25 protein-coding genes, 3 pseudogenes and 1 riboswitch are annotated in these 25,233 nt (G+C 69.6%); of the genes and pseudogenes, 16 read left to right on the top strand and 12 right to left on the bottom strand.

The window, feature by feature from the left end; genetic code table 11:
- The first annotated feature begins 89 nt into the window (after positions 1–89).
- The 5 genes from AB0J64_RS12160 to AB0J64_RS12140 all read left to right on the top strand — a co-directional run bounded on the left by AB0J64_RS12160 (position 90) and on the right by AB0J64_RS12140 (position 3,387).
- Complete coding sequence (locus AB0J64_RS12160) at positions 90–707, top strand: DedA family protein (RefSeq protein WP_364024659.1); 618 nt, start codon at positions 90–92, stop codon at positions 705–707.
- The gene (locus AB0J64_RS12155) at positions 691–1,776 is read left to right on the top strand and encodes a histidine kinase (protein WP_364024657.1); all 1,086 of its coding nucleotides are present in this window, start codon (positions 691–693) and stop codon (positions 1,774–1,776) included. Before AB0J64_RS12160 ends, AB0J64_RS12155 begins: the two co-directional genes overlap by 17 nt.
- Positions 1,767–2,411, top strand: a complete 645-nt coding sequence (locus AB0J64_RS12150) for a response regulator transcription factor (protein WP_364024654.1) — start codon at positions 1,767–1,769, stop codon at positions 2,409–2,411. The genes AB0J64_RS12155 and AB0J64_RS12150 overlap by 10 nt, the downstream gene beginning before the upstream one ends.
- A 96-nt stretch (positions 2,412–2,507) precedes the next feature.
- Positions 2,508–2,909: a hypothetical protein gene (locus AB0J64_RS12145; RefSeq protein WP_364024651.1), complete on the top strand. Its 402-nt coding sequence runs from the start codon at positions 2,508–2,510 to the stop codon at positions 2,907–2,909.
- 142 nt (positions 2,910–3,051) lie between these two features.
- A complete protein-coding gene (locus tag AB0J64_RS12140) occupies positions 3,052–3,387 on the top strand; it encodes a hypothetical protein (RefSeq protein WP_364024648.1) in 336 nt (111 codons plus the stop codon).
- Here the strand turns inward: AB0J64_RS12140 and AB0J64_RS12135 are convergent.
- Together AB0J64_RS12135 and AB0J64_RS12130 are read right to left on the bottom strand one after the other, a co-directional pair.
- The gene (locus tag AB0J64_RS12135; protein WP_364024645.1) at positions 3,384–3,770 is read right to left on the bottom strand and encodes a VOC family protein; all 387 of its coding nucleotides are present in this window, start codon (positions 3,768–3,770) and stop codon (positions 3,384–3,386) included. The genes AB0J64_RS12140 and AB0J64_RS12135 overlap by 4 nt on opposite strands.
- The gene (locus AB0J64_RS12130) at positions 3,771–5,255 is read right to left on the bottom strand and encodes an MFS transporter (protein ID WP_364024642.1); all 1,485 of its coding nucleotides are present in this window, start codon (positions 5,253–5,255) and stop codon (positions 3,771–3,773) included.
- A 110-nt stretch (positions 5,256–5,365) separates the two neighbouring features.
- On the opposite strand from AB0J64_RS12130, the gene AB0J64_RS12125 reads away from it, so the two are divergent.
- The gene (locus AB0J64_RS12125; RefSeq protein WP_364024639.1) at positions 5,366–5,992 is read left to right on the top strand and encodes a TetR/AcrR family transcriptional regulator; all 627 of its coding nucleotides are present in this window, start codon (positions 5,366–5,368) and stop codon (positions 5,990–5,992) included.
- A 171-nt stretch (positions 5,993–6,163) separates the two neighbouring features.
- Here AB0J64_RS12125 and AB0J64_RS12120 read toward each other — a convergent pair whose 3' ends face one another.
- Entirely contained in the window at positions 6,164–7,042 is an 879-nt protein-coding gene (locus AB0J64_RS12120; protein ID WP_364024636.1) for an MBL fold metallo-hydrolase, read from the bottom strand.
- Between the two features lie 13 nt (positions 7,043–7,055).
- Positions 7,056–7,123: riboswitch (guanidine-III (ykkC-III) riboswitch) on the bottom strand.
- A 149-nt stretch (positions 7,124–7,272) separates the two neighbouring features.
- Here AB0J64_RS12120 and AB0J64_RS12115 point away from each other — a divergent pair.
- The 3 genes from AB0J64_RS12115 to AB0J64_RS12105 all read left to right on the top strand — a co-directional run bounded on the left by AB0J64_RS12115 (position 7,273) and on the right by AB0J64_RS12105 (position 10,915).
- Complete coding sequence (locus tag AB0J64_RS12115; RefSeq protein WP_364024633.1) at positions 7,273–8,259, top strand: alpha/beta hydrolase; 987 nt, start codon at positions 7,273–7,275, stop codon at positions 8,257–8,259.
- Positions 8,260–8,566: 307 nt separating this feature from the next.
- Entirely contained in the window at positions 8,567–9,766 is a 1,200-nt protein-coding gene (locus AB0J64_RS12110) for a peptidase dimerization domain-containing protein (protein WP_364024630.1), read from the top strand.
- A gap of 273 nt (positions 9,767–10,039) precedes the next feature.
- The gene (locus tag AB0J64_RS12105; RefSeq protein WP_364024627.1) at positions 10,040–10,915 is read left to right on the top strand and encodes an alpha/beta fold hydrolase; all 876 of its coding nucleotides are present in this window, start codon (positions 10,040–10,042) and stop codon (positions 10,913–10,915) included.
- A 160-nt stretch (positions 10,916–11,075) separates the two neighbouring features.
- On the opposite strand, the gene AB0J64_RS12100 is transcribed toward AB0J64_RS12105, so the two are convergent.
- Positions 11,076–12,047: a DUF5937 family protein gene (locus tag AB0J64_RS12100; protein ID WP_364024624.1), complete on the bottom strand. Its 972-nt coding sequence runs from the start codon at positions 12,045–12,047 to the stop codon at positions 11,076–11,078.
- A 66-nt stretch (positions 12,048–12,113) separates the two neighbouring features.
- Between AB0J64_RS12100 and AB0J64_RS12095 the strand changes: the two genes are divergently transcribed.
- From AB0J64_RS12095 to AB0J64_RS12080, 4 genes are all read left to right on the top strand, one after another.
- Positions 12,114–12,587 (top strand): cupin domain-containing protein, encoded by a 474-nt coding sequence (locus tag AB0J64_RS12095; protein ID WP_364024621.1) that lies wholly within the window; start codon positions 12,114–12,116, stop codon positions 12,585–12,587.
- A gap of 69 nt (positions 12,588–12,656) precedes the next feature.
- Entirely contained in the window at positions 12,657–13,082 is a 426-nt protein-coding gene (locus tag AB0J64_RS12090; protein WP_364024618.1) for a DUF4267 domain-containing protein, read from the top strand.
- Between the two features lie 135 nt (positions 13,083–13,217).
- A complete protein-coding gene (locus AB0J64_RS12085; protein ID WP_364024616.1) occupies positions 13,218–14,528 on the top strand; it encodes an FAD-binding protein in 1,311 nt (436 codons plus the stop codon).
- Positions 14,529–14,822: 294 nt separating this feature from the next.
- Positions 14,823–15,632, top strand: a complete 810-nt coding sequence (locus tag AB0J64_RS12080; protein WP_364024613.1) for an alpha/beta hydrolase — start codon at positions 14,823–14,825, stop codon at positions 15,630–15,632.
- Here the strand turns inward: AB0J64_RS12080 and AB0J64_RS12075 are convergent.
- From AB0J64_RS12075 to AB0J64_RS12065, 3 pseudogenes are all read right to left on the bottom strand, one after another.
- A pseudogene (locus tag AB0J64_RS12075) lies at positions 15,583–16,196 on the bottom strand (response regulator transcription factor); the annotation flags it as partial. The gene AB0J64_RS12080 and the pseudogene AB0J64_RS12075 sit on opposite strands and share 50 nt — an antisense overlap.
- A 533-nt stretch (positions 16,197–16,729) precedes the next feature.
- Positions 16,730–17,863 (bottom strand): annotated as a pseudogene (locus AB0J64_RS12070) (MFS transporter); the annotation flags it as partial.
- 123 nt (positions 17,864–17,986) lie between these two features.
- Positions 17,987–18,835: pseudogene (locus AB0J64_RS12065) on the bottom strand (EamA family transporter); the annotation flags it as partial.
- A 241-nt stretch (positions 18,836–19,076) separates the two neighbouring features.
- Between AB0J64_RS12065 and AB0J64_RS12060 the strand changes: the two are divergent.
- A complete protein-coding gene (locus tag AB0J64_RS12060; RefSeq protein WP_364024610.1) occupies positions 19,077–19,577 on the top strand; it encodes a MarR family transcriptional regulator in 501 nt (166 codons plus the stop codon).
- A 20-nt stretch (positions 19,578–19,597) separates the two neighbouring features.
- Here the strand turns inward: AB0J64_RS12060 and AB0J64_RS12055 are convergent, their stop codons facing one another.
- Both AB0J64_RS12055 and AB0J64_RS12050 read right to left on the bottom strand, forming a co-directional pair.
- Positions 19,598–20,203: a ScbR family autoregulator-binding transcription factor gene (locus AB0J64_RS12055; RefSeq protein ID WP_364024606.1), complete on the bottom strand. Its 606-nt coding sequence runs from the start codon at positions 20,201–20,203 to the stop codon at positions 19,598–19,600.
- Positions 20,203–21,174: an aldo/keto reductase gene (locus tag AB0J64_RS12050; RefSeq protein ID WP_364024603.1), complete on the bottom strand. Its 972-nt coding sequence runs from the start codon at positions 21,172–21,174 to the stop codon at positions 20,203–20,205. Before AB0J64_RS12050 ends, AB0J64_RS12055 begins: the two co-directional genes overlap by 1 nt.
- 146 nt (positions 21,175–21,320) lie before the next feature.
- Between AB0J64_RS12050 and sigJ the strand changes: the two genes are divergently transcribed.
- Positions 21,321–22,256, top strand: coding sequence for an RNA polymerase sigma factor SigJ (gene sigJ, locus AB0J64_RS12045; protein WP_364024600.1), 936 nt, complete (start codon positions 21,321–21,323; stop codon positions 22,254–22,256).
- Between the two features lie 12 nt (positions 22,257–22,268).
- On the opposite strand, the gene AB0J64_RS12040 is transcribed toward sigJ, so the two are convergent.
- The 3 genes from AB0J64_RS12040 to AB0J64_RS12030 form a co-directional block, all read right to left on the bottom strand.
- Positions 22,269–22,877 carry a TMEM175 family protein gene (locus tag AB0J64_RS12040; protein ID WP_364024597.1) on the bottom strand — a complete coding sequence of 203 codons (609 nt, stop codon included), beginning with the start codon at positions 22,875–22,877 and terminating at the stop codon, positions 22,269–22,271.
- Between the two features lie 31 nt (positions 22,878–22,908).
- A complete protein-coding gene (locus tag AB0J64_RS12035) occupies positions 22,909–23,058 on the bottom strand; it encodes a hypothetical protein (protein ID WP_364024594.1) in 150 nt (49 codons plus the stop codon).
- Positions 23,059–23,169: 111 nt separating this feature from the next.
- Positions 23,170–23,694, bottom strand: a complete 525-nt coding sequence (locus AB0J64_RS12030) for a PadR family transcriptional regulator (protein ID WP_364024591.1) — start codon at positions 23,692–23,694, stop codon at positions 23,170–23,172.
- A gap of 47 nt (positions 23,695–23,741) precedes the next feature.
- Between AB0J64_RS12030 and AB0J64_RS12025 the strand changes: the two genes are divergently transcribed.
- On the top strand, positions 23,742–25,232 hold the full coding sequence (locus AB0J64_RS12025) for an FAD-dependent monooxygenase (RefSeq protein ID WP_364024588.1): 1,491 nt from the start codon (positions 23,742–23,744) through the stop codon (positions 25,230–25,232).
- Position 25,233: the final 1 nt, after the last annotated feature.

Genomic DNA, 25,233 nt, shown 5'->3' with positions numbered 1-25,233 from the left:
ACGGTACGGCGGGGGTGTGGTTTACCACACCAAGCGATCAGAAGCCCGCCTCATTCCCGGCATATCCGACGTTCCATAGCCTGGGGCCCATGACTGATTGGCTGGTTGGACTGATGGAGAGTCTCGGAGCGCCCGGGGCGGGGCTCGCGATCGCGCTGGAGAACCTGTTCCCGCCCCTGCCCAGCGAGGTGATCCTGCCCCTGTCCGGCTTCACCGCCGCAAGGGGGCAGATGGACCTGCTGGACGTGCTGGTGTGCACGACGCTCGGCTCGGTCATCGGGGCGCTGGCGCTGTACTGGGTGGGGGCGCTGCTGGGCAGGGAGCGCACGCTGGCCATCGCCGCCAAGCTGCCGCTGGTCAAGCCGTCCGACATCGAGAAGACCGAGGCGTGGTTCCTCAAGCACGGCCGCAAGACGGTGTTCTTCGGCCGGATGATCCCCCTCTTCCGCAGCCTCATCTCAATCCCGGCGGGCGTGGAGCGGATGCCGCTGGTGACGTTCACGCTGCTGACGACCGCCGGCAGCCTCATCTGGAACACCATCTTCGTGATGGCCGGCTACCTGCTGGGCGACAACTGGGAGCTGGTGGAGACCTATGTGGGTGTCGGCACCAACGTGGTGATCGCGCTGGTGGCGCTGGCTGTCGTGGTGTTCGTCGTCGTGCGGCTGGCCGAGCGACGCAAGGGCAGGCATGCGACTCGCCGCTGAGGGGCTGCGGCTGCTCGGGGCGGTGGCGCTGGGCACCGTGACCGCACTGATCGAGCTGGTTTTCCTGCTGCTGGCGCTGCCGTTCCTGGGCAATCCGAACGTCGGCGCGGCGGCCCGGCGGCTGGCCCGCCTCGAGACCCGCCGCCTGCGCCTGGACTTCGACGCCCTGCGGGAGGGCGGCCCGCTGCCTTACCTGGCCGCCCGCGTCCCGGTGGGCGTCCTGGGCGGGCTGGTGATCGCGTTGCTCGTGTTCGGGGTGCAGACGGGTGTCCTCATTCTCGCGGCGTGGGGGCGCGGCGAGCCGTTCGACGGGATGCGGCCGTCGATCCCGTTGGTCGCCTACTTCGGGGTGGGCGGGGTCGTGCTGCTGTTCCTTGTACTGTCGGGCGTGGTCGGGGTGCACGCGCTGGAGCGGCGGCTGGCGCTGCGCATGCTGGGTCCCGACCCGACGCAGGCGCTGGAGCGCAGGATCGCCGAGCTGGCCGAGAGCCGGGCCGGGATCGTGGCCGCGGTCGACTCCGAGCGCCGCCGCATCGAGCGGGACCTGCACGACGGGCTGCAGCAGCGCCTGGTGGCGCTGTCGATGCTGATCGGCCGGGCCCGGCGGGGCCGGTCCGAGCTGCTGGAGCAGGCGCACCAGGAAGCCCAGCAGGCGCTGGCCGAGCTGCGCGAGGTGGCCTGGCGGGTCTACCCGAGCGGCCTGGACTCCCTGGGCCTGGAAGAGGCCCTGGCGGGGGTGGCCGAGCGTTCGGGTGTGCCGGTACGGGTAGCCTGCGACCTGCGGCGTCGGCCGCCCATGGCGGTGGAGACGGCGGCGTACTTCGTGGTGTGCGAGGCCGTCACCAACGCCGCCAAGCACGCCGGCGCCACACTCATCACGGTCGAGGTGCACGAGGAGGACGCCGCGGTGGTCGTACGGGTGCGAGACGACGGCGCGGGCGGAGCCCAGGCGACAGGTGGGGGTCTGTCCGGGCTGGCCAGGCGGGTGGCTGCGCTGGACGGCGGCTTCGAGGTGAGCAGTCCGGCGGGCGGGCCGACGACGATCACGGCGGTGCTGCCGTGCGGGTGATCCTGGCCGAGGACTCCACGCTGCTGCGCGAGGGCCTGGTACGGCTGCTGCTCGAGGAGGGCCACGAGGTGCCGGCCGCGGTCAGCGACGGCGACGCCCTGGTGGCGGCCGTGGCCGAGCACCGCCCGGACGTCGTGGTGGTGGACGTACGCATGCCGCCGACCCACACCGACGAGGGCCTGCGCGCGGCGCTGGAGATCAGGCGGCGCTGGAGCGAGGTCAAGGTGCTGGTGCTGTCGCAGTACGTGGAGAAGAGGTACGCCACCGAGCTGATGAGCGCGGACGTCGAGGGCGTCGGCTACCTGCTGAAGGACCGGGTGGCGCAGGTGGGCGACTTCCTGGACGCGCTGGAACGGGTGGGCGCGGGCGGGGCGGCGTTCGATCCGGAGGTGGTGCGCCAGCTGCTGGCCCGCACGACACAAGTGGACCCCCTGGCGCGGCTGACGGCGCGGGAGAGGGAGGTGCTGGAGCTGATGGCGCAGGGGCTGACCAACGCCTCGATCGCCCAGGCGCTGCACGTGTCGCAGAGCGCGGTGGAGAAGCACGTGAACTCCCTGTTCGACAAGCTGCGGCTGTCGCACACCACCGGCTACAGCCGCCGGGTGCTGGCCGTCCTGCACTTCCTGAAGTCCTGACAACTGAAGTCGTCTTGACAATCTTATTTGTCGGTGGAATGGTTGCGGCATTCCACCGACAGTTGGGGCATTTCCCGACAAGGAGCTGAACACATCATGAGCAAGACCGTCGCGGCCAAGCTGCTCATCAAGCCGGAGGCCAAGGTGTGGATCTCCGACGCCGCCCACCTGCCGCTGGTCGCGCCGCTGCCCGAAGGCGCCCGCCACGTCGAGGACCTCAAGGAGGCCGATGTGGCGCTCCTCTTCGCGCCCGACGCCGCGTCCGCCCGGCAGATCCTGGACCGGCACCGCGACCAGGTCACCGAGCCGCCGGTCGTGTGGGTCGCCTACCCCAAGGGGAACAAGGCGGACATCAACCGTGACACGCTCTGGCCGATCGTGGGTGAGTACGGGCTGCGTCCCAACGGCCAGGTGGCGGTGGACGAGGTGTGGTCGGCGCTCCGCTTCCGCGCGCTCAAGGAGGGCGAGGCCCCGTTCGCCGGCGGCAAGCAGGGATAGTTCCGCCGGGCCGCCGGCTCCCACTCCGGCCCGGTGTGCGGCGCACCTGGCGGCATCGGCCGACCCGAGGACCCGCCGATGCCGCTGTCGCGCTGGGGCTGATCATGGCCGTCGTGACCGGCCGGATGGCGTGGGGGCGGCCGTGGCTGTCGGTCAGGCGGGGGAGGCGGCCCTCGTCGAGGAAGTACCTGAAAACCTTGAGCTGGGATTCGGGGACGACAGCGAGGGTGTCCGCCTTGACGTGGCAGTCGTTGAATTCGAGCTTCCTCAGCGGCTTCGCCTCGCCGATGGCGATCTGCGGAGGACCGACGTACTTGCAGACCTGCAGTCGCAGGTCCGCCAGGACTGGGTGGGCGAACACCGAGTCGTTGAACGCGACCTGCTTGACATCGAGCGCGTCGAGAATCGGTCCGACCGGATCTTGATGCAATTGTGGCGCGCTCACTCACAGCTACAAGTTCCGCCCTCCTCCCCCTAGATCGTCCGGCCGGTCAGGTCGCGGGTGAGTATTTCCATGAGGTGCCCGTCGGGGTCGGGGAAATAGACGCCGCGGCCGCCGGTGCGGGAGTGGTAGATCTCACCCTCCTGTCCGCGATGGGGATCGGCCCAGAAAGGGAGGCCGGCCGCGCGGATCCGCTCGAACGTCGCGTCGAAGGCGTCCTCGGAGACCAGGAACGCGTAGTGCTGCATGGGGCTGTCGGCGAGGTTCATGTAATCGAGGGTGACGCCGTTGCTCAGGGTGATCGGCGTGAACCGGGCGACGTCAGGGTTGGTTGGTATGCCGAAGATGTCGGCGAGGAACCTGGCGGAAGCATGCCTGTCACTGGCGGGGACAATGGTGTGATTGAGCTCAATGGACATTTAACTTTCCTCTTTCGCCTGTGCGTGGGTCGTCTGTGTGTGCTCGGTGGATTGTCGTCGTGGTGCGGGGATGAGGAGGTAGACGAGCACGGCCATGGCCGCGAGCAGGCCGGTGGCCCAGGCGGTCGCGGTCGCGTACCCGTGGACGAGCGCTGCTCGGTACAGGCCCGGCGCGGTGCGGTGTGCGGCGAGGTAGGCGGCGGTGGCGGTGACCGCGAGCGTGTTCAGGATGGCTGTGCCGATGGAGCTGCCGACCTGGGTGGCGGCGTTGATCACGGCGGAGGCGACGCCCGCATCCTGTTGGGTGACGCCGTGGACGGCGAGTTGGAAGGCCGGCGGGAACAGCGCGCCCATGCCGGTCCCGATCAGTACCTGGGCGGGCAGGATGGTCGCAACGTACCCGCTGTCGGGGGTGAGCTGGGTGACGATGGCCAGCCCCGCTGCGGCGACCAGCAGCCCGCCGGCGATCAGGATCCGAGGCGACAGACGCGGCAGGAGTCGGTTGCCCAGCTGGTAGCCGCTGAGCGCGTTCGCCAGCGTCATCGGCAGCACGGCCAGCCCGGTGCGGACGGGCGAGTAGTGCAGGACCACCTGCAGGTGGAAGGTCAGGATGAGGAATATGCCGAATGCTCCGACGACCGCGGTGGCGACGGCGAGATATGCGCCGGCGCGGCTGCGGTCGGCGAGGATGCGCAGCGGGAGCAAGGGGTCCGGGATCCGTGCCTGCCGCTGGGCGAACGCGGCCACCATGGCCAGTCCGCCCAGCAGCGGACCGAACACGGTCGGCTGCGCCCACCCACCCGCGGCCGCCTGGCTGCATCCAAGCACCACGGCGGCGAGCCCGCCGGTGGCCAGCACGGCCGAGGCGGCGTCGAGGCCGGCAGAGCCGAATCGAGGTGGATCGGGCAGCACCAAGCGGCCGACGGCCAGCACCGCGCCGCTGATGGCCACGTTGACGAACAAGCACCATCGCCAGTCGAGATAGGCGGTGAGTGCACCGCCCGCCAGCAGCCCGGCCGCCGCGCCACTGCTGGCCACCGCCCCGTAGATGGCGAACGCCCGGGTGCGCTCCCGCTGGTCGGTGAAGGTGACCGCGAGCAGCGACAGCACAGTCGGCGCGATCAGCGCGGCGAACGCCCCTTGCAGGGCACGCCCGGCGGCCAGGACCGGCAGTGTGGGCGCCAGCCCGGCAAGCAGCGAGGCAAGCCCGAATCCGGCGAGCCCGATCTGGAAGGATCGGCGCCGGCCGACGGCGTCGGCCACCCGCCCGCCGAACAGAAGCAGGCCGGCGAAGCACAGGGTGTAGGCGGTCACTACCCACTGCCGCTGTGCGTCGCTGAACTGCAGCGCCCGCTGGGCTGAGGGCAGCGCGATGTTCACGATCGTGGCGTCCAGCGCGGTCATCAGCTGTGCGGTGGCGATCACGACCAGCGCGAACCAGCGACGCTCCGGCCGGGTTTCGCCCGTGGGACCTGCATCGGTCATCGCGCCCGCCTCTCATAAACGAAGGGTTTCCCTCCGGCTCGCTACCATAAGCGAAGAGATACCCTCCGTCTAGTGGTAGGGTGAGGCCGAGTCAGGAGGGGGAGGGGCGGATGCGAGCCGACGCACGCCGCAACCACCAGCGGCTGCTGGAGGCGGCGCGGGACGTGTTCGTCGAGCAGGGCCCGGGTGCGTCGCTGGAGGAGATCGCCCGACGCGCCGAGGTGGGGATCGCCACGCTGTACCGGCGCTTCACAGATCGCGGCACACTCATGCACGCCGTGGTCCTCCACGCGTTGACCGGCACCATCGAAGCCGTGCAGCGAGCCCGACGCGACCATCCGGAGCCGCTCGACGCGCTGGCCGCCTACGTCCACGCCGTCTTGGACCTACGGACCTCGGCGGTGATCCCGACCCTGCTGGTCGCGCTCGACCTGGACGAGCCGCAACTCAAGGCCGCCAGCACCACCTCGGCGCGACTCGTCGAGGAACTGCTGGAGGAAGCCCACAAAACCGGCAGGCTCCGTGCAGACGTGGTCTTCGGCGACATCGGACTGCTGCTCACCCGACTGTCCCGGCCACTGCCTGGACCGATCCCCGACGAGACCCAGAGAGCCCTCGCCCACCGGCACGCCGACCTCTTCCTCGCCGGCCTACGCGCCGACCCGACCGCGCCACCCCTCGGCGACCCCGCCCTGACGCTGGCCGACCTGCAACAACTCCAGCACGACACCCGATGAGGTCACACAAGCATCCCGCAACCGGTCCATAGCGGTCGAGCCGATCAGGCCGCCTTCGGCTGGATCACGCGTTCGGGCAATGATCCGGTGCGGCAGCGTCACCGGCCGGCCCATAGGCATCGCGGCCGGGACGACGTCGCAGCGGGCAGGAGGTCCGATCCGTTGTGCGGCTTATAGGTTCGGCCAGAGGATGAAGAGAGGGTAAGCGCGCCGGCTGGGCCGGTCGCCGATCTCCTTGATCGCCGTATGGATCTCGTGCAGGTGCCCGGTGGTCATCTGCAGTGGGGGCTCGTCTGGCTGGTAGGTGGTGCGGATCGGGTAGTCCACGCCTGGCTGCCTGGTCATCTCGATGTGGCAGCCGAGCACGTGGGCGACCGGCCGGCGGTCGGAGAAGTCGATCAGGCGGTCGATGGTCCGGGCGAAGGCCGGCCAGTCCTGGATGTAGAGACGGCCCGGGTAGACCGTGTCGCCGGTGAGCAGGAACCCGGTCCACCGGTCGTAGAACGTGACCGCCGCCTCATGGTGCCCCGGGGTGGCCAGGCACTCCAGCACCCGGCCTCCCAGGTCGACCTGCGCCACGGCGTCGGGATCCTCGCTGAACCCGAAGTACTCCCAGGCGGTGACCAGGTCCGCGCCGACCACCGTGGTCTCGGGGCGGTCGGTGAACTGACCGTCACCCGCGACGTGGTCGCCATGCGGATGGGTGTGCAGCACCAGCAGGTGGTACTCCTCCCGGGGGTGGCGGGCGAGCCAGCCGGCGACGAGCTCATCGACCACCCGGCGCAAGGGGAAGAACTCGGCCGATGCCGTGGCGCCGGTGTCGATCAACACCGCCCGTGCGTTGCCGAACAGCAGGAACAAGAACGGCGCCTCGTAGTTGATCGCCATGTTCTGCCGCAAGATGAACGTGTGCTCGTCGTACGCGTGCACCTGGATGTCCGGATCGGTGTTGTGCTTGGCCGACGGTGAGCCGTGAATCCACCGGACGTCCAGCGCGCGAGGCCGTGGAGCCACTTCGGTGAAATCGATCAGGGGCCTGCCCGCATCCATGACGTCTCCTTCGAGTGCGTCGTCTTTGCGGGCCGGGTACGGCGCACATCTCGTCCGGGGCAAGCACTTACGGGCTTCCACGGCGAAGCTACCACGGCAGCGATCAGCTACTCTCCGCCGCCGCGGATCGTCAGGGGTGTCGGTCCCCGCCCCATGCACACCCGACCTCTGTTTTCGCTACCATAGGTATCGATACTTCCCGTAGCGAAACTATCCGACCAGGAGAAGGCATGAGCGAGGTCACCGAGGGGAAGCAGCCGTCGGCCGGCGTCCAGCTGCGCGGCCAGGCCGGGGGAGAGGCGCCGGACTGGTTGGCGATGACGGCCGAGGAGCTGGTGGCGTACCGCGACGAGGAGAACCGCAGGCGGGCGTCCCCCGCGGCGCGGGCGATCACCGGCGATCCGGATCCCGGCGCCGCTATCCAGTGGCAGGAGGTGGCGCTGCCCGGCCGCGATCTCCGGGTCCGGGTGTACCGGCCCTCGCCTGAGCGCGTCGACAGGGTCGGCCTGCCACTCGTGCTCCACGTGCACGGAGGCGGGTTCGTGGGCACGGCGGTGCAGAGCGACTGGGTGAACAGCCACCTCGCCGCCCAACTGCCCGCGGTCATCGTCTCGGTCGAGCACCGCCTCCTCGACCCCGAGACTCCGCTGTCGGCGGCGGCCGACGACGGTTGGGACGTGCTCCGGCACGTGGTGCGGCACGCCACGCAGTGGGGCGTCGACCCATCGCGGACCGCCGTCTTCGGCGAGAGCGCCGGCGCGTTGATCAGTGCCCTGGCCGCGATCCGGGCCAGAGAGTCCGGCCTGCTCCTGCGGGCGCAAGTGCTGGTCAACCCCGCTGCCGACCTGACCGGGACGATGTTCGACCACGCCTCAGTCACCCAGTACGCCGACAGCCCCACCCTCACCGTGCCGCAGTTGCGGCTGTTCCACCGGTTCGCCGTTCCGCCGGGAACCGATCCTCGTCCGCTGTCGCCGCTGCATGCCGACGACCTGAGCGGCCTCGCCCCGGCGCTCGTGGTGGTGCCGACCCACGACCCGGTGGCCGATCACGGCCGCTGTTACGCCGAACGACTGCGTGCGGCCGGCACGCCCGCGCGGCTCACCGAATACCCCGGAGCGGGCCACGCGTTCCTCAGCATGCCGAACGTGGTGCCGCAAGCCAAGGCCGCGCGGGAGGAGATCGTCGCGTTCCTCCGAGAGGCTCTCGCCGAATGACGGCTCCCGGTCTGCCGGGTTGCGCTCCACGCTGCCATGGTCCCGCACGAGGGCGGACCGGAGCCGAGCCTGCTGCCGCCTGCGGCGCCCGCCCGTTCACCGGCGGCCTCCTGCTGGTCGCCGGCCGCCGCCGACAGCGGCGTGATCCACCGGCCGTACGACCGGAGTCCGCGCCGGAGTCCGGGCGGGCGTCCGGGCGGGCGTCCGCGCGGGCGTCCGCAAGGGCAAAGTAGTGGCTGAACCGCCGGCGGCGCCCCAGCCGTTGCGGGGTGCCGTCGTCCGTCCTCAACGAGCAAGGATCCCGCGCATGCCCTTCTCTCCCCACGCCCCCGGCCCGGCGGATCTGCTGGTGGCCGATCTGGTGGCGCTCGCCCGTGTACCGTCCGCGGTGCCGCTGGGCGCGGACACGCTGATCGAGCCGGACCATCCGACGCTCCGGCACTACGTTCAGGAGTGCCTGCGACCGATGTTCCAGAGCGTCGGGGCCGTCGACATCATCGACCTGCCCCGCAACCAGTTCGCGGTTCGGCTGGGGGACGGCGCCGGGCCCTGCCTCGCGCTCATGGCCTACACGCCGACGCAGCATCACAACCTGATGGCCGAGCCCTGGTCAGGACGTATCCGTACGCCCGTCGAGCTCGGTGTCGACGAGCCCTGCCTGTTCGGCCAGGGGGTGACCCAGAACAAGACCCACCAGGCGTGTCTCCTGGACCTGGCCCGGTGGATCCTCACCGAGCGCGTACCGCTGCACGGGACGCTGCTGCTCTGCGTCAACAACGAGGGACGCAGCAGCCACGACTGCTCGCATGCGATCCTCGACGGCCTCCCGCGTACGCCGGACCTCCTCATACAGCTCTTTCCCACCGGATTCGACATCTCCGTCGGCAACCGGGGACGCGTCGACGTGCTGGTCGACATCAGGGGGACAGCGGCCCATTCCTCGTCCCCGCCGGCCGACGGACGGGTCATCGAGACCTCCGCCGAGGTCATACGCCGTCTCGGCGAGCTCGACGCCGTCGTACGAACGCGCTCGCACCCGGAGCTGGGGCGCGAGCAGGTCGTCCCGTACCAGGTGCGGTACGAGCCGCTCGCGCCGCACACCCTCCCGTCCGCGGCGCGGATCACGGTGGACCGGCGGTTGCTGCCCGGAACCGACCCGGTCGCGACCGCCGACGAGATCCGCACGGCCATCGAGGGAACGGGGCCCGGCTGCGAGATCCGCGTTCGGCCGGGCGTCACCATGCTCCCGGCCTACCTGCCGCCCGAGCGCCGTGACGTTCTCGACCCCCTGGCCGACTCGATCCGGGCGCACCTGGGCGAGCCTCGCCACACGATCTACGGCGGCAGCTTCGACGCAGGCGGCCCGGCATCCCGGGGGATCCCCACCGTGATGTTCGGCGTGCCGGAGGAGGGAGACCTTCTCGGCGAGGACTACGTCCGCCTGTCCGCGGTACGCCGGCAAGCCGCCATCCTCCGCGACACCGTCACCCACTTCTTCCAGGTCTGACATGTGCGAGATCAGTCGTCAGTGGTGATCAGCCCGAGTGCGTCTTCCTTGTCCTTGTCGGAGGGCAAGCTGTACCGGCGGGTGGCCTCAAGGCGGGCATGATGCCGCTGGCGGCGCGGCCGGTGAGCCGCCCGCCCTTGGCGTTGAGGAAGAGCGCGGGGTTGGCGTCGGCTTCGGGCCAGGTGGGCCGCTCGTCAAGCCATACCTGCAGCTCGGGACGGAGCTTGGGGTAAATGTCGGCGTTCGGTAGCAGGTAGCCGCTACCGTGCCTCCATGTTGGATGCGCACGAGCGACTTGTGCCCTCCGGGCCACTGCGGATCTGGACTGAGCGGGTGGGGGATCCTCGGCTTCCCGCTGTTTTGATGATCATGGGGTCGGCTGCTCAGGGTGTCTTTTGCCCCGATGCGCTGGTTGGTCGGCTTGTCGAGCGTGGGGTTCAGGTGATCCGGTTCGATCATCGGGACACCGGCCGGTCCAGCGTTGTCGACTTCGATACTCATCCGTACACGATCGGGGACATGGCTCGCGACTGCCTGGCTGTGCTGGACGGTTATGGACTGGGTTCCGCTCACGTGGCTGGGACTTCCTTGGGCGGCATGATCGCGCAGTGGCTGGCTGTGCACGCGCCGGACCGGGTCCGGTCTTTGACGGTGATGTCCAGCTCTCCGATGGGCCATGATCCGAGTCCGGCGTGGGCACGGGCGCGGGCCGGGGAGCCGGCCGACCCGGATGATCTGCCGCCGCCGTCGCCGGAGTTTCTCGCGCACCTGGCCGCCGGGCTACCGCCGGGTGTGGAGTCCGACGTGGCCTTGTTCCGGGTCTTCAACGGGCCGGTTCGGCCGTTCGACGAGCCGGCCGCCCGGGCGATGCTCGAGCTGGCGCTGTCACGGGCCATCGACCCGGCGGCCGCGGCCAATCACCACCGGGCCGTGTGGATGGACGCCCCCGACCTGCTCGCCCCGCTGTCGTCGATCATCGCACCGACCTCGATCGTGCACGGCGACCAGGACCCGGTCTATCCGCTCGGGCACGGCAAGGCCCTGGCTGCCGCGATTCCAGGCGCGGTACTGCACGTCGTGCCCGGGATGGGCCATGTCATGACTTCACCCGGCCTGCCCGAGGAGGTAGCCGACCTGATCCGGCTGTGACCCGCCTTGCGGGAGCAGGGCCGCGCCGATGAACAGCCGCGCGGTGAACCGCACCAGGTCATCCCGGACCCGGAAGGAAGCCGAGATGCCGCAGATTGACTGGCAGACGACATCCCCTGCGTCTGCCAGTACTTCTGAGGCATCGCAGGTCACGGGCAAGTCAGTGCCTCGGAACAAGCGGCGAGGCCGCGTCCAGGAGAGCACGTCCAGCCTTGGTGAGCTCGTGCGTGGCCGTGCGACCGGCCCGGCTGCTCTCGATCAACCCGGCGTCTCGCAGGATTGCCAGGTGTTCGCTGGCCGTCGGGGCGGTGACGCTCACCAGACTGGCCACGACGGTCGTCTGCAGCGGAGTGGTGAGCGCGGCCAGGATCCTCGATCGAGTCGCTCCCAGAAGCCGGTCAAGGGACCTCGGAGTGGGAGGTGCCGCCCAGAGGTACCGCCCGGATGCCGGGTAATAGATCGCCGGAGTCCAGTGGCCTGAGGTGGTGCACTGCATCCGGTCGGTGATGAACAGTGACGGAACGAGAATGAGTCCCTCAGGGCAGTCGACGTCAATGTCGACGGTCTTCTCGACGGTGACTGTGTCGCCATCGCACGCAGCGGAGGGGTGCAGGCGCGGAAGGATTGCGCGCAGCCCCTCGCGGTTGACCTGGATGGCCCGATCCAGCATCTCGGCACGCAGCGCCTGCCGCATGGACGGCCATTCCGGTTCTACGACTGCCTTCCAGAGGCGGCGCAGCGCATCGGCGGCCTCGGACCTGGCTCGGTCGGGGTCATCGAGCAGTCGGCGGCCCATTGCTGCCCCGCGCCCCATCGCGGCGTCAATCAGCTCGGCGTACGTCTGGTCCGCCGGCGCGGCGAGGAGGGCATCCATGCCTTCCTCGAACGTCGGCTCACTGGACATCGGCGATGGGTCAAGGAAGTCGGGTCGATACGCGCCATCGGCCATGAAGACCGTGAGCGCCCTCAGGTCCAGGTCCGAGAGACGGTGGTGGCGACGGCGAAGCCACGGGTGGAACATCGGGTGACGCTGCGGTTCGGTCAAGAGCTGGGCAAGACTGACCACTTCGTGGATCGGCGACATCGCCCACCGCACGCTCGCAGCACCAGCGCCCAATCGGTAGCGGATCACTCCCCTATTGTTAGGCCACCGCCGAAGTGAGCGCGCGCGGAATGGCGAAGCCCCGAGACTCGGGTCATGACTGACACGGAGTCGATTGCCTCGTTTCCCCAGCAATCCGAGCGAGCCCAACAGACGCGAACGATCCGGCTGGGCACCGGCGGATCGACCATCGAAGTCCTCGCCGGCCCAGCGGAGACCAGCGGGATGGTGAGCATCTACCGGTGGCGCATGTCGCCCTCCAGCCGGGGACCTGCCCCGCACTTCCATACGACCTTCAGCGAGACCTTCATCGTCGAGGAAGGCGAAGTCGACTACTTCGATGGGCAGGCCTGGCGAACACTGCGGCCCGGCGACACCGCACATGCCGCGATGGGTGGCGTCCACGCGCTCCGGAAGGAGCGCGCCGAACCTGCCACCCTCCTCATGGCGCTCTCGCCAGGCGTGCCGCGGGAGGAGTACTTCGCGCAGCTCGCCACTGTGAGCGAGCGGGACCTGAGCCGGCTTCACGAAGCCCACGACAACCACTTCGTCGACGACCACGAACGGTGATGGCCCCGGCACGGCATACACCGCGCCCCCGGCCCACACGACTCACCAAGATTTACAAGGAGAAGAACAATGTCGCTGAAGAAGATCAACACTGTCCTGGCCGCCGCCTTCATCCTTTTCATGCTCTGGTTCGGGATGGAGTACGTCCTGAGCCCGGAGACGATGGCGCCGGGCTTCGGCCTGCCGAGCTGGCCGTCCGGCGACGGCGACGGCTTCCTGATCACCAAGGGAATCCGCGACGTCGTCTTGGCCCTGGTCCTGGGCATCCTGCTGGTGACGGGCCGCCGCCGGGCGCTGAGCTGGGTGCTGCTGGTGGAGGCCCTCGCCGCGTACGGCGACATGACCAACGTGCTGGCCCACCACGGCTCCGTGGCCACCGCGCTCGGTGTCCACGGCCTGACGGCGACGCTGATGGTGGTCAACGGCCTGCTGATGATGCGCGAGACCCGCAAGGTCGCGGCCGCTCCGGCGACGCCCGCCCCGCAGCCCGCCTGATCCCATCGGTCCAAGGTGACCCGGCCCCGGCGGCCGGAGCCAGTGCAGGGGCGGCATCGAGGTCAGGGTGCCGTCCTTGCCGTGGTGCGGCACGGTGTTCCTCCACATTTCTGAGAACTCGTAAAAGGGGAGACGATGACAATCAACGATCTGCGCGGTGTCCTCAAGGGGCGCGTGCTCCTGCCCGGTGACGACGGCTTTGAACAGGCGGCCACCGCGTGGAATCTGACCGTCAGGCAGCCGGTGGCGGCCGTGGCGGAGGCCGCGGATGCCGATGACGTGGCCGCGCTCGTGCGTTACGCGCGGCGGGCGGGTATGACGGTGACCGCGCAGCCGAGCGGGCATGGCGCCTCGGGTGATGTGGAAGGCCTGATCCTGCTGCGTACCGCCCTGCTGAACGAGGTGGAGGTACGCGCCAAGGAGCGCGTGGTCCGCGTGGGCGCGGGCGTGAAGTGGGGGCAGGTGCTGGCCGCGGCCGGTCCGCTGGGTCTGACCGGCCTGGCCGGCAGCGCGCCGGGGGTCAGCGTGACCGGCTACACCCTGGGCGGCGGGGTCGGCTGGTTCAGCCGCAAGTACGGCTTGGCCTCCGACAGCGTGCGGGCCATCGACATCGTGGACGCCGATGGCAAGCCGGGCCGGGTGAGCGCCGAGTCCGATGCCGAGCTGTTCTGGGCGCTGCGCGGCGGTGGCGGGGACTTCGCGGTGGTGACCGCCCTCGAACTCCAGCTGTATCCCGTGCCGGTCCTGTATGGCGGGCGCGTGATCTGGCCGGAGCACCGGACCAGGGAGGTGTACGAGGCGTTCCTGGAGATCACCGCCGAGGCGCCGCGTGAACTCAGTGTCTGGATCAACCGGCTCCAGCCCCCCGGCGCGCCGCCGCTGGTCACGCTGGATCTGGCCTACCTGGGTGAGGCGGCCCAGGGGGAGGATCTGCTGGTGCGCATCGACAAGATCGAGGGCGCGATCTCCGACAGCCGCGGCGTCGTCCCGATTGCCGACCTGGGTGACATCGCCGCCGAGCCCACCGACCCGGCCCCGTCCATCGCTCGTGCGGAGCTGCTCACCGGCCTGGACGCGGACGCGGTGGAGCTCCTGCTCGCCAAGCCCATCGAACCACTCATCAACGTGCAGATCAGGCACCTGGGCGGGGCGCTCGCCGAACCGGGCGGCGGGGCGGGTGCGAGCGGCGCGGTGGCTGAGCCGTACCTGCTCGGCCTGCTGGGTCTCGGCCTGCCGCACGCGGCCGACGCGACGCGCGCCAAGCAGGCCGAGGTCGTGGCCGACCTGGAGGCCTACATCAGCGGCCGTACGCCGTACACCGTGCTGTCTCCCGGTGACACGGCGGCGAAATCCTTCTCCGGCAGCGCGCTCGCGCGGCTGCGGGAGATCAAGCGGGCCCGTGACCCGCACAACGTGTTCCGCGCGAACTACCCGGTGCTCGGATAGATCGGTTCCCAGCAGGGAACGGTCCCTCAATTTTTTCTGATCCCGCATCTTTTCGCGTTGCGCAAGATTCGCTATGCTTCTTGTACGGGGTCGAGAGAACCGGATGGGACGAGTTGCGTGTCCGCCCGGGCGACCTTCGTCCCCGGCTGATAACGGGGATGGTCAATGCCGCCATCTCCCCACGCGGCTCGGGGGAGCAGCAACCCAGACCCAGCCGGCGCCTACGCGCATGCCTTCCGGCGGATTCTCGCGTTCGCCCTGCCGGGCCGCACCTTTCCAGAGAGGACATCACCGATGGACATCGCTACCGGCACCGTACGCACCGAGGGCGCGGACATCGTCTACGACCACCAGGGCAGCGGCCCTCTGCTCCTGTTGATCCCCGGCGGGGGCGGAGACGCCGCCCGGTACCACCGCCTGATGAACGTGCTGGCCGATCGGTACACCGTGGTCACTTACGACCGGAGAGGCAATTCACGCAGCGTCGTCGACACCGAAGCCGACCTGGACATGGCCCAGCAGGCGCGGGACGCGGTCGCGGTGATCAGGGCCATGGGACACGACAAGGCCTTCGTGTTCGGCAACAGCGGCGGCGCCAATATCGCCCTGGAACTCGCCGCCGGCCACCCGGAGACGATCGCCGCTCTGGTGGTGCACGAGGGGCCGACCTTGCTCATCCTGCCGGACGCGGACACGTGTCTGGCCTGGGCCGACCGAGTGCACAAGACCTACCTCGCCGACGGGGCCATGGCGGCCATGGACGTCTTCAACGAGTGCCTTGTCGGCTTCGACCCGCTCCCTCCCACCAGCGCCGTGCCCAACGCGGACTTCTTCATGGCGAGGGAGTACCTGCAGATCAGCACCTATCGGCCGGACTTCGACGCCATCCGCCGCAACCGGATACCGGTGGCCGCCGCGGCCGGACGCGACAGCGGTGACGCCTACTACGCTCGTACCGCCCGTCTCCACGCCGACCATCTCGGCTGCGAGTACGCCGAGTTCCCCGGCAACCATCTCGCCTTCATCTTCGACCCGCCGGCCTTCGCCACCGCCCTCACCCACGTCCTGGACCAGCTGGTCGACGGCGGCCGTCCGGGACAGTGACGAGCCCGCCTTCGTAGGCGGCGATGACGAGCTGGGCTCGGTCCCTGGCGTGCAGTTTGGCCAGGAGACGGCCGATGTGGGTCTTGACCGTGCCGACGGTGAGGTGAAGGTGCACGGCGATCTCGCAGTTGGACATGCCCTTGCCGATGAGGGTGAGCACCTCAGCTCGCGCTGGGTGATCTCGTTGAGGTCTCGCACGGCCGGGGCGAGGTGCGGGCCCTGCAGGAACTCGGCGATGAGCCGGCGGGTCACGGTGGGCGCGAGCAGCGCTTCGCCGGAGGCGACGATCTGGATGGCGGCCAGGAGCTCTGTCGCGGTGGCGTTCTTGAGGAGGAAGCCGCTTGCCCCTGCCCGTAGCGACGCGTACACGTATTCGTCGAGATCGAACGTCGTGAGGATCAGCACGCGGACGCCGGCGCGATCCGCGGCAGCGCAGATCTTCCGTGTCGCCTCGATGCCATCCATATCGGGCATGCGCACGTCCATGAGAACGACGTCGGATCGCCGCCGGCGGGCCAGGAGCACGGCCTCGGCGCCGGTGCCCGCCTCGCCCACGGTCGCCATTCATCGCGCCTGATACTTGTGCCCGAACCGCCCACCAGGGTGATGTCGCCCGTGATGATCGGGAGTGCGTCGCCGGAGCCGGTCGCGGTGGTGTAGTTGTAGACGCAGTCCGGCGAGAGGAGGAGGGTGCCGGCTCCGTTCCCGTTGGCTGTGCTGATGGCCGTGACCAGCGCGTCCGGGTCGCACGGGACGTTCACGGCCTTCGCCGGACCGGGCATCGCCTGTGCCGCCTGCGGCATCGCGCCCAGCGTGATCCCCGCGAGGGCAGCGGCCCCCATGCCGCCGATGATTCTAGAAAAAGAGCCCATCGGGCCGCCCCTATATAAAATGGACATTTGTCCTGTCGGCATCGTCGACAATAGGGAAACATGCCTGGGCTGAGGGAATGTTCGGGGAGCATCTCCGTTCGGAACAGTTGACCAAGATTTGTCGGCACCTTTCATGGCGCCGAGCGCCGCCGCCGCGCCGGGCCTGCCCATTCCCCGCCGACAATGGCTATGACGGCGGGGAACAGGCGTGCCTGGAGGACAGACTCAGCTACTGGTGGTCAACTCACGATCGGGGACGGTGCGTGAGGTCTTCCGTCCGGTGCTGAGCGTGAGGAGCAGCGAAGCCGCTGTCAGCGCCACACCGAACCAGACGGCGCTCGGGACACCGAGACGATCGGCGAACAGTCCACCGAAAAGCGCGCCGAGCGCAATGGATGTGTTGTATCCCAAGGTGTTGATCGACATAGCGGCTTCAAAGGTGTCGGGCGCGGCGGCGAGCGTCATGTTGATCTGGCACAGGTTGGCGGCGCCGAAGGAAACTCCCCAGAGGGCCAGGGAGACGATCGCACCGACCTGCGAGTGACCGATCGTGAGCAGCAACAGCAGGGACATCACGAGTCCTGCGCAGGCGGCGATGAAGCTGCCTCTCGGGCTCTTGTTCACCGTATATCCGGCGATGAAGTTTCCGGCCGCGCCTCCGACGCCATAAATTATCAGCAGTCCGGCGATGAAGGTCGGCGTGGCGGCCGAATTGTCCTCCATGAAGGGCCGCACAAACGTGTACGCCCCGAAATGGCCGAGCACGTACAGAATGACGGCGAACATCACCAGACGGAGTCGCACGTTCGTGCGGGGGAGTCCGAAGACCTCCCGCACCGGGACCGCATTTTGCGAGGGCAGCGAGGGAATCACGGTGGCGACCGCGAGGAACACCAGCGCGCTGAGCGCGCTCCAGATGAGGAACGTGGTCCGCCAGCTGGTGAGGCTTTCGAGGAAGGTTCCCAGTGGGATGCCCACCACCGTGGCGATCGAGATGCCGGACAGCGCGATCGCGGACGCCCTGCTCGCGTGGCGTTCCGGAACGAGGCGCATCGCCATGCCCACGCCTATGGCCCAGAACACCCCGTTGGCGAATCCCATGAGCAGCCGCGCCGTCAGGACCAGCGGATAGTTCGGTGAGACGGCCGTGATGAGGTTTCCCAGGGCCAGTATCGCCAGAAGTGCGGACAGCAGCACGCGCCGGTTGACGCGCCTGGTCCAGGCCACGATGAACGGCACGCCGAGCCCGGCTGAAACGCCGTACAGCGTGACCATCAGCCCGGCGACGCCCACGGACACGCTCAGGCTCGAGCTCACCGGAGTGAGCAGGCCGACGGGCATCAGCTCGGTGGTGACGAAGACGAACAAGCTGGCGGTGATGACGGCGACGCCCAGCCAGGATCTCAGGGTCGAGTGTGGATGATTCTCGTGTGCGGTCAATTTCTTCTCTCTCATTGTGGTGTGCAGCGGGTTGGCCGGTCGGAGCTGCGCCAGCAGCGCGGCACCGATGATCACCAGGGCTCCGGCCAGCTGCGGCATCGACAGCGTCTGATGCAGAAACAGGTAGCCGAGGAGGGTCGCGACGATCGGGCTGCACAGGGCGAGGACGGAAACCGCCAGTGCCGGCAGCCTCTCGATCCCGCGGAACCAGATCGCATAACTGATGACCGCGCCCAGGGACATGAGATAGCCGAATCCGATGAGGTTGGCCCCGCTGATGGTGTCCGGCAGACCTTCGACGGCCAGCGTGAAGGGCGACAGCACGAGTCCGCCCGCGATGAGCTGCCAGGCGGTGAAGGGGAGCAGTCCCACTCCGTCCGGGCGTCCCCACAGTTTGGTCAGCGTGATGCCGACGGCCATGCAGGCCGCCCCGGCCAGCGCCGCCGCCACCCCCACGAAGTCCAGTGCCGCTGCCCCGTTGAACACGAGCAACGCGACACCGCCCGCGCCGAGGACGCAGGCCGCCACGTGCGCGTACCGGATCCTGTCCCCGATGAACAGCGCCGCCAGGACCAGGACGAGCATCGGCTGCGCCGACATGATCATTGCGGCTGTTCCGCCCGGCAGGCGATAGGCGGCGACGAACAGCAGGAAGTTGAACGCGCCGATGTTGAGCGTTCCGAGCACCAGGGCGCGCCACAGCCAGGTCCCCGTCGGCAGCGTACGGGCGAAGGCCAGCAGTATCAGGCCCGCGGGAAGCGCCCGTACGGTGGCGGCCAGCAGCGGGCGGTCCGGCGGCAACCACTCGGTGGTGACCAGATAGGTGCTTCCCCAGATCGCCGGTGCCAGCGCCGTCACACCCGCGGTGAGGAGGTGCCGGCCGCTCCTCATGCCGCGCCGCGCTCCGCACCGAGGCGCCGATCACCGGGGTCGCCGATGCCGGGCAGGAGATGTGTGTTCACGTCGAGCCGTTCCTCGAGGAGACGACCATCCCGATCGCTCCTTATTGATAATCTCAACGTTGAGATAACAGCATAGGCGCAAGCTCAACGTCAAGTAGATGAACGTTGAGATACTTTGCATTGAGAGAGCCGGCGGCGCATGACCGTCGAGCGGCCGAGAGGAGGCCCCGTTGGGCGACGCGGTGGACCTGATCATGACCCAGTGGCTGCGCGAACGGCCCGACGTCGACACCTGGCCCATGGGGATCGTCGGGCGGGTCAGCAGGCTGGCGCGGTTGCTGGACCGCGAGCTGAAGGAGTTCTTCGCCGCGCACGGGCTGGAACGGTGGGAGTTCGACGTGCTGGCCACCCTGCGCCGGTCGGGGCCGCCGTACGAGCTGACGGCCGGCGCCCTCAACCGGGCCGCCATGGTGACCTCCGGCGCCATCACCAACCGGATCGACAGGCTCGCGGCCAAAGGCCTGGTCGAACGGATGCCGGACGAGGGGGATCGGCGCTCGATCCGGGTCCGGCTGACCGAGCACGGGCTGGCGAAGATCGACGAACTCGTCGCCCCGCATGTGGAGAACGAGGCCCGCCTGCTGGCCACGCTGAGTCCGGAGGAGCGTGATCAGCTGGCGGGCCTGATGCGCGGCCTGCTCGAGTCGCTCGGTGACACGACGCAGGAGTAGCCGGCACGTACGAGCGCGTGTCAGCCGCTCGCCGTGACGGCCGGTCGCAGGAGCCGCAGGAGCTCCTCCACCCGCTCGCCCAGGTCGGCGCGGCCGGTCTGGGCCTGGGAGATGTGCTGGACGCCGAAGAACGCCGCCACCGTGATCCGGGCCAGCTCGGCCGGGTCGATGCCGGGACGCAGCTCTCCCGCCGCCTCCGCCTCGCCGTACAGGCCGGCCAGCAGATCGGTCCAGTCCCGGTACGGCGCCGGCAGCGGCGCGTCGATGAGGTTGGTCTCGCCCTGCAGACGCACGGCCGCGCGCACCAGCGCGTCCTCGCGGAAGCCCCCGGCCAGGTGGCTCAACAGGGACCAGACCGTCTCCAGCGGGCTGGCGTGCTCCGCGCGCAGCCGCTGGGCGACGGGCGGCCAGCGGTCGTAGAACGACTCGATGACGGCCGCCGCGACCGCCGCCTTGCTCGGGAAATGGAAGGTCAGCGCGCCCTTGGCCATCTCCGCCCGGGCTGCGATGTCGTTCATGGAGGTGGCCTGGTAGCCGTTCTCGGCGAACGCCTCGGCGGCCGCCCGCAGGAGCGCCTGCCGCGTCCTGCGGGCGCGCTCCTGCTTGGGCTCGGCGGCGGGGCTCATCAGTGGCGCACCGGGTAGCCCGCCGGGTACCGCTCTCCGGCCACCGCGCCCGGCGGGACGGCCTCCTCGATCGCCGCGAGATCGCCGGCGGTGAGCACGACGTCGCGGGCCGCCGCGTTCTCCGCCAGCCGGGTACGGCGGCGCGTGCCGGGGATCGGCACGACGTCGTTGCCCTGGGCCAGCACCCAGGCCAGCGCGAGCTGGGCGGGTGTGATGCCCTTCGCCTCGGCCACGGCGCGGACCCGCTCGACCAGGGCGAGGTTGGCGGTCAGGTTCTCGCCCTGGAAGCGCGGGTTGCGGGAGCGGAAGTCGCCGGCCGACCAGCCGCCGGTGGCCGCGCCGGTCAGCATGCCGCGGCCCAGCGGGCTGTAGACGACCAGGCCGATGCCCAGCTCCCGCAGCACGGGCAGCACGTCCTGTTCGATGTCGCGGGTGAACAGGGAGTACTCGTACTGCCCGGCCGCGATCGGGTGCACGGCCGCGGCCCGCCTCAGCGTCTGCGGCGTCGCCTCCGAGATCCCCAGGTGACGCACCTTGCCGGCGGCCACCAGCTCGGCCATGGCGCCCCAGGTCTCCTCGACCGGCACGTCCGGGTCGATCCGGTGCTGGTAGTACAGGTCGATGTGGTCGACGCCGAGGCGCTTCAGTGAGGCGTCGCACGCGGCCAGGACATGCTCCGGCCGACCGTTGAAGCGGTTGCCGCCGTCGGGCATGCGTTCCAGGCCGAACTTGGTCGCCAGCAGCACCTCGTCGCGCCGCCCGGCGATGGCCCGGCCGACCAGCTCCTCGTTGGTGAACGGGCCGTAGATGTCAGAGGTGTCCAGGTGGGTGATGCCCAGGTCGAGCGCATGGTGGATCGTCGCGATCGACTCCGCCTCGTCGTCGCGGCCGTCGTAGTAGTCGCTCATTCCCATACAGCCCAGACCCATGGCGGGGCTGGACAGGCCGTGGCCGAGTGCACGCAAGGACATGTTGCCTCCTCAAGAAAAAACCGTACGGTCGGTTTTTATCATGCGGCGGAAAGGCCCGGCAAATCTGGCCGCGCCGACCTCACATTCCGGGGTGCTGTCTCGTCGGTCTGGTGAAAGCAGATGCGACAGAGGAAAGTCGGCCACACATGACCACCCCTTCCGAGCCAGGAGCCGGCAGGCTCGATCCGAGCCTGAGCGCGATCATGAGCGAGCGGCGTCAGCTGATCAATCTCGCGTACCGGCTGCTCGGCTCCCTGGCCGATGCCGAGGACGTCGTCCAGGAGACCTACGCCCGCTGGTACGCCATGTCCCGGCAGCAGCAGGAGGCCATCGACGTCCCCGGCGCCTGGCTGACGAAGGTCGCCAGCCGTGTCTGCCTCGACCTGCTCGGCTCGGCACGGGCCCGGCGGGAGCGCTACGTGGGCGAATGGATCCCCGAGCCGCTGCCCGAACGTACGGAGTGGATCAGCGGGCGTCCGGGCGGCGCCACGGTCGACCCGGCCGACCGCGTCACCCTCGACGAGTCGATCAACATGGCCTTCCTCGTCGTGCTGGAATCGATGACCCCGGCCGAGCGCGTCGCGCTCATCCTGCACGACGTCTTCCGCTACTCCTTCGCCGAAGTGGCCGAGATCGTCGGCCGTACCCCGGCGGCCTGCCGCCAGCTGGCCTCCTCGGCCCGCGGTCGCATCCGCGCCTCGCAGCCTCCCGCGACTCCGTCGGCCCAGCGCGCCGGCATCGTCAGGGAGTTCAAGCAGGCCTGGGAAGCCAAGGACATCGACGCCCTCATCGGCCTCCTCGCCCCCGACGCCACGGGGACCGCCGACGGCGGCGGCCTCGCCAGCGCCGTGCTCCACCCGGTCGAAGGCGGCGAACAGATCGCACACCTCCTGATCGACATCGTCGGCAAGGCGCCCGATCTGATCATCCTGGAGCGTACGGTCAACGGTCAGCCCGGTCTGGTGGCTCAGCAAGACGGCCTCACCGTGATGGTGATGGCCCTCGACGTCGTAGGGGACCGGATCCAGCACATCTGGGCGGTACGGAACCCCGAGAAGCTCCGGCCCTGGACGGCGGGCTGACCGCGACCGCGCTCAACGGGGCACGCGGCCGCCTTCGGGTTCGAGTCCCTTTCGGTTCCTGCGGATGTAGTACTCGGCGACAAGCCGCTGGCCGGCATAGCCGACCGGCCAAGCGATCATGGTCCATCGCCCGAGGACGAAGCCGGCCGGGATGGACAGCGCGAACATGATCGTCGTCATCGCGGACCATGCCTGGATCCCGCTGATCACGCCACGGGGCGCGCTGGGGTCCAGGAGCCCGGAGCGGACGACGTGCCGGAGTACCAGGAGCATGGTGGCGCCCAGGAACGTCATGGCCGTCGCGTAGACGACCACTCCTGCTCCGTTCGGCACCTCGCCGAGGGTCTTGCTCGCCCAGGGGATCAACACGTACCCGAGCAGGGCCAGGAGGTTCAACGTGATGAGGGGCGGGTCGGTACGGCTGACGTGGACGAAGAGCATGTGGTGCGCGGTCCACGTGGCGGCGATCACGCAGAACGAGATCAGGAACGCGATGTACTCCGAGCCGTGCGCCGCGAGGGCCTCCCACAGGTGCAGGGGGTCGTGGACCTCCGGTACGGGCAACTCGATGGCCAGCAGGGTCAGCATGATGGCGATGACCGCGTCGGAGAAGAAGATCATGCGTTCCAGGCTGTGGGTCTTCCCGGTCAACTCAGTCGGCTCCGAGCCGCAGGCCGACGGCATAGCCGCTGTCACGCAGCGCCGGGACGCGATCCACCACGGTCACCTGGTGACCCGAGCGGCGCAGCCGGTGGGCAAGGGCGGGACCGGCGGCCGAAGCGCCGGAGATCAGTACGTTCACCGCTCCAGGTTCGGCCGAACCCGTCTCCCGAACAACGACGATCTCCGCAACGCACCGTTAACCGATACGTTCATCATCCACCATCACAGATCACCGGCCGCGAGGGCGCCCTCAGCTTTCCAGCTGCTCCAGAGCCCATCGGGCCCACTCACGCTGCGCCTCGTACTGGAAGATCCCGTACTGCAGCGCGAGCCGGCCGAAGCGCAGGCGGCCGCGGGGGTGGTCGCCTGCGTCGGCGGCCTCGGCGATGGACTCGAGCTCGGCGATCATCTGCTCGGCTGTCTCCAGATGTCCCCGCACGAGCGTGCTCGCCTCCAGCGGATCCAGAGCCGACAGCAGGCACATGCGCAGGCCGTGTTCGTCGCGTACGGCGCGTGGCTTGGGCGGTGACAGCAGCCAGGCGCGCAGCTCCTCGCGGCCCGCGTCGGTGATCGCATAGGTACGGCTGCCGCGAGCCCCCTCCTCGGCGATGACGACCAGGCCCTCATCCGCCAGGCGCTTGAGCTCTGGATAGATGTGGCTCTGCCGCGCGGTCCAGGTGTAGCGCTGCAGCGACCGCTCGAAGCGGACATTGAGGGCGTAGCCGCTGGCGGGTCCGTCCTCCAGCAAGCCGAGCAAGGCGTATCGCAGTGACATACCTCTATCTTGACATATACAAATGGACAGGTCCTAATGTGGGCGTCATGACGGACGTACTGATCGTGGGCGCCGGACCGACCGGCCTGACCCTCGCCTGTGACCTGACCCGCCGGGGGATCGCCTGCCGCATCGTGGAGCAGGCCGCGGCGCCCGCCGCCGGTTCACGCGGCTTCACCCTCAAGCCGCGCTCCTTAGAGGCGCTGGACGATCTCGGCGTCGCCGACCGCATCCTGGCGGCGGGCGACATCCGCGGCTGGCTCCGCTTCCACCTCGGCACCGAACCCCTCTTCGACCTGCGCCTGCCGCCGGTCCCCGCCGACCTGTCGCGCCCGTACCCGAACCCCGTGGCGCTGCCCCAGTGGCGTACGGAGTCGATCCTGCGCGACCGGCTCGCCGAACTCGGCGGGAAGGTGGAGTTCGGGCGAGGGCTGACCGGATTCGACGCCGACGACGAGGGCGTGACCGCGACGCTGGAGGGCGGCGAGCGGGTCCGCGCCCGCTACCTGGTGGCCGCGGACGGCGGCCGCAGCCTGGTCCGCCGCACGCTCGGCCTGCCCTTCACCGGGTCCACGACCGAGGACATGCGGGCCCTCATCGCGGACGTGCGCATCGACGGCCTGGACCGCGGCAGCGGCACGCACCTGTGGGTGACCGCCGACGGCCACATGCTGGCCGCCCGTCCCATCCCGCACGCCGACACCTGGCAGGTCGTCACCTCGCTGGAGCCCGGCCAGGAGGGCGACCTCGGCACCGTGCGCCGTGCCCTCGCCGGCAGGACCGGGCGCGCCGACCTCCAGGCGTCCGACCCTGCCTGGCTGTCGACCTGGCGCTACAACCTGCGGATGGTCGAGCGATACCGGGTGGGCCGGGTGCTGCTGGCCGGAGACGCCGCCCACGTGCACAGCCCGTTCGGCGGCCACGGCATGAACACCGGCATCCAGGACGCCTACAACCTCGGCTGGAAGCTCGCCCTGGTCATCCAGGGCGCGGCCAGGGCCGAGCTGCTGGACACCTACGAGGCCGAGCGGCTGCCGGTCGCCCGGGAGATCCTGGCCGACAGCGACCGGCGGCTGAAGGGCAGGGTTCCGCCGCGCGCCATCCGCCCGGTGTTGCGGCTGATCCTGAAGTCCGCCATGGCCCGCCAGCAGCGCCGTACCCGCCACGACCACCCCGTCTACCGCACCGGCCCGCTGACCCGGCACCTCACCGGCCGCCGCGGCCGCGTCCGCGCCGGAGACGTCGCCCCCGACGCTCCCGTCATGCTCGACGGCCGTCAGACCCGCCTGTTCGACCTGCTCCGCGGTCCGCACTTCACCGCCCTGACCTTCGGCGCCGACCCCGGCCTCACCGACCCCCGGGTCCGCGCCTACACCGTCGTCCGCGAGGGGCAGGCCGGACTCGTCGACACGACCGGGCACCTGCACCGCATGTACGGCGGGCGCCCGGGCACGACCGTGCTGATCCGCCCGGACGGCTACATCGGGCTCATGGCCGACACCCCTGCCGAGCCGGCGGACTACCTCAGGCGACTATGAG

The sequence above is a fragment of the Nonomuraea sp. NPDC049695 genome (genome assembly GCF_040674955.1).
In the GTDB taxonomy this organism is placed as follows: domain Bacteria; phylum Actinomycetota; class Actinomycetes; order Streptosporangiales; family Streptosporangiaceae; genus Nonomuraea; species Nonomuraea helvata.
This window is presented reverse-complemented; position numbering and strand designations above follow the sequence as displayed.

Bases quoted from the DNA above. Each gene is read 5' to 3' on its own strand.
- AB0J64_RS12135 (WP_364024645.1), bottom strand. From the start codon at position 3,770: ATGTCCATTGAGCTCAATCACACCATTGTCCCCGCCAGTGACAGGCAT.
- sigJ (WP_364024600.1), top strand. From the start codon at position 21,321: ATGACCACCCCTTCCGAGCCAGGAGCCGGCAGGCTCGATCCGAGCCTG.
- AB0J64_RS12160 (WP_364024659.1), top strand. From the start codon at position 90: ATGACTGATTGGCTGGTTGGACTGATGGAGAGTCTCGGAGCGCCCGGG.
- AB0J64_RS12080 (WP_364024613.1), top strand. From the start codon at position 14,823: ATGGACATCGCTACCGGCACCGTACGCACCGAGGGCGCGGACATCGTC.
- AB0J64_RS12030 (WP_364024591.1), bottom strand. From the start codon at position 23,694: ATGTCACTGCGATACGCCTTGCTCGGCTTGCTGGAGGACGGACCCGCC.
- AB0J64_RS12155 (WP_364024657.1), top strand. From the start codon at position 691: ATGCGACTCGCCGCTGAGGGGCTGCGGCTGCTCGGGGCGGTGGCGCTG.
- AB0J64_RS12115 (WP_364024633.1), top strand. From the start codon at position 7,273: ATGAGCGAGGTCACCGAGGGGAAGCAGCCGTCGGCCGGCGTCCAGCTG.
- AB0J64_RS12110 (WP_364024630.1), top strand. From the start codon at position 8,567: ATGCCCTTCTCTCCCCACGCCCCCGGCCCGGCGGATCTGCTGGTGGCC.
- AB0J64_RS12040 (WP_364024597.1), bottom strand. From the start codon at position 22,877: ATGATCTTCTTCTCCGACGCGGTCATCGCCATCATGCTGACCCTGCTG.
- AB0J64_RS12125 (WP_364024639.1), top strand. From the start codon at position 5,366: ATGCGAGCCGACGCACGCCGCAACCACCAGCGGCTGCTGGAGGCGGCG.
- AB0J64_RS12085 (WP_364024616.1), top strand. From the start codon at position 13,218: ATGACAATCAACGATCTGCGCGGTGTCCTCAAGGGGCGCGTGCTCCTG.
- AB0J64_RS12090 (WP_364024618.1), top strand. From the start codon at position 12,657: ATGTCGCTGAAGAAGATCAACACTGTCCTGGCCGCCGCCTTCATCCTT.
- AB0J64_RS12130 (WP_364024642.1), bottom strand. From the start codon at position 5,255: ATGACCGATGCAGGTCCCACGGGCGAAACCCGGCCGGAGCGTCGCTGG.
- AB0J64_RS12025 (WP_364024588.1), top strand. From the start codon at position 23,742: ATGACGGACGTACTGATCGTGGGCGCCGGACCGACCGGCCTGACCCTC.
- AB0J64_RS12095 (WP_364024621.1), top strand. From the start codon at position 12,114: ATGACTGACACGGAGTCGATTGCCTCGTTTCCCCAGCAATCCGAGCGA.
- AB0J64_RS12105 (WP_364024627.1), top strand. From the start codon at position 10,040: ATGTTGGATGCGCACGAGCGACTTGTGCCCTCCGGGCCACTGCGGATC.
- AB0J64_RS12120 (WP_364024636.1), bottom strand. From the start codon at position 7,042: ATGGATGCGGGCAGGCCCCTGATCGATTTCACCGAAGTGGCTCCACGG.
- AB0J64_RS12050 (WP_364024603.1), bottom strand. From the start codon at position 21,174: ATGTCCTTGCGTGCACTCGGCCACGGCCTGTCCAGCCCCGCCATGGGT.
- AB0J64_RS12145 (WP_364024651.1), top strand. From the start codon at position 2,508: ATGAGCAAGACCGTCGCGGCCAAGCTGCTCATCAAGCCGGAGGCCAAG.
- AB0J64_RS12055 (WP_364024606.1), bottom strand. From the start codon at position 20,203: ATGAGCCCCGCCGCCGAGCCCAAGCAGGAGCGCGCCCGCAGGACGCGG.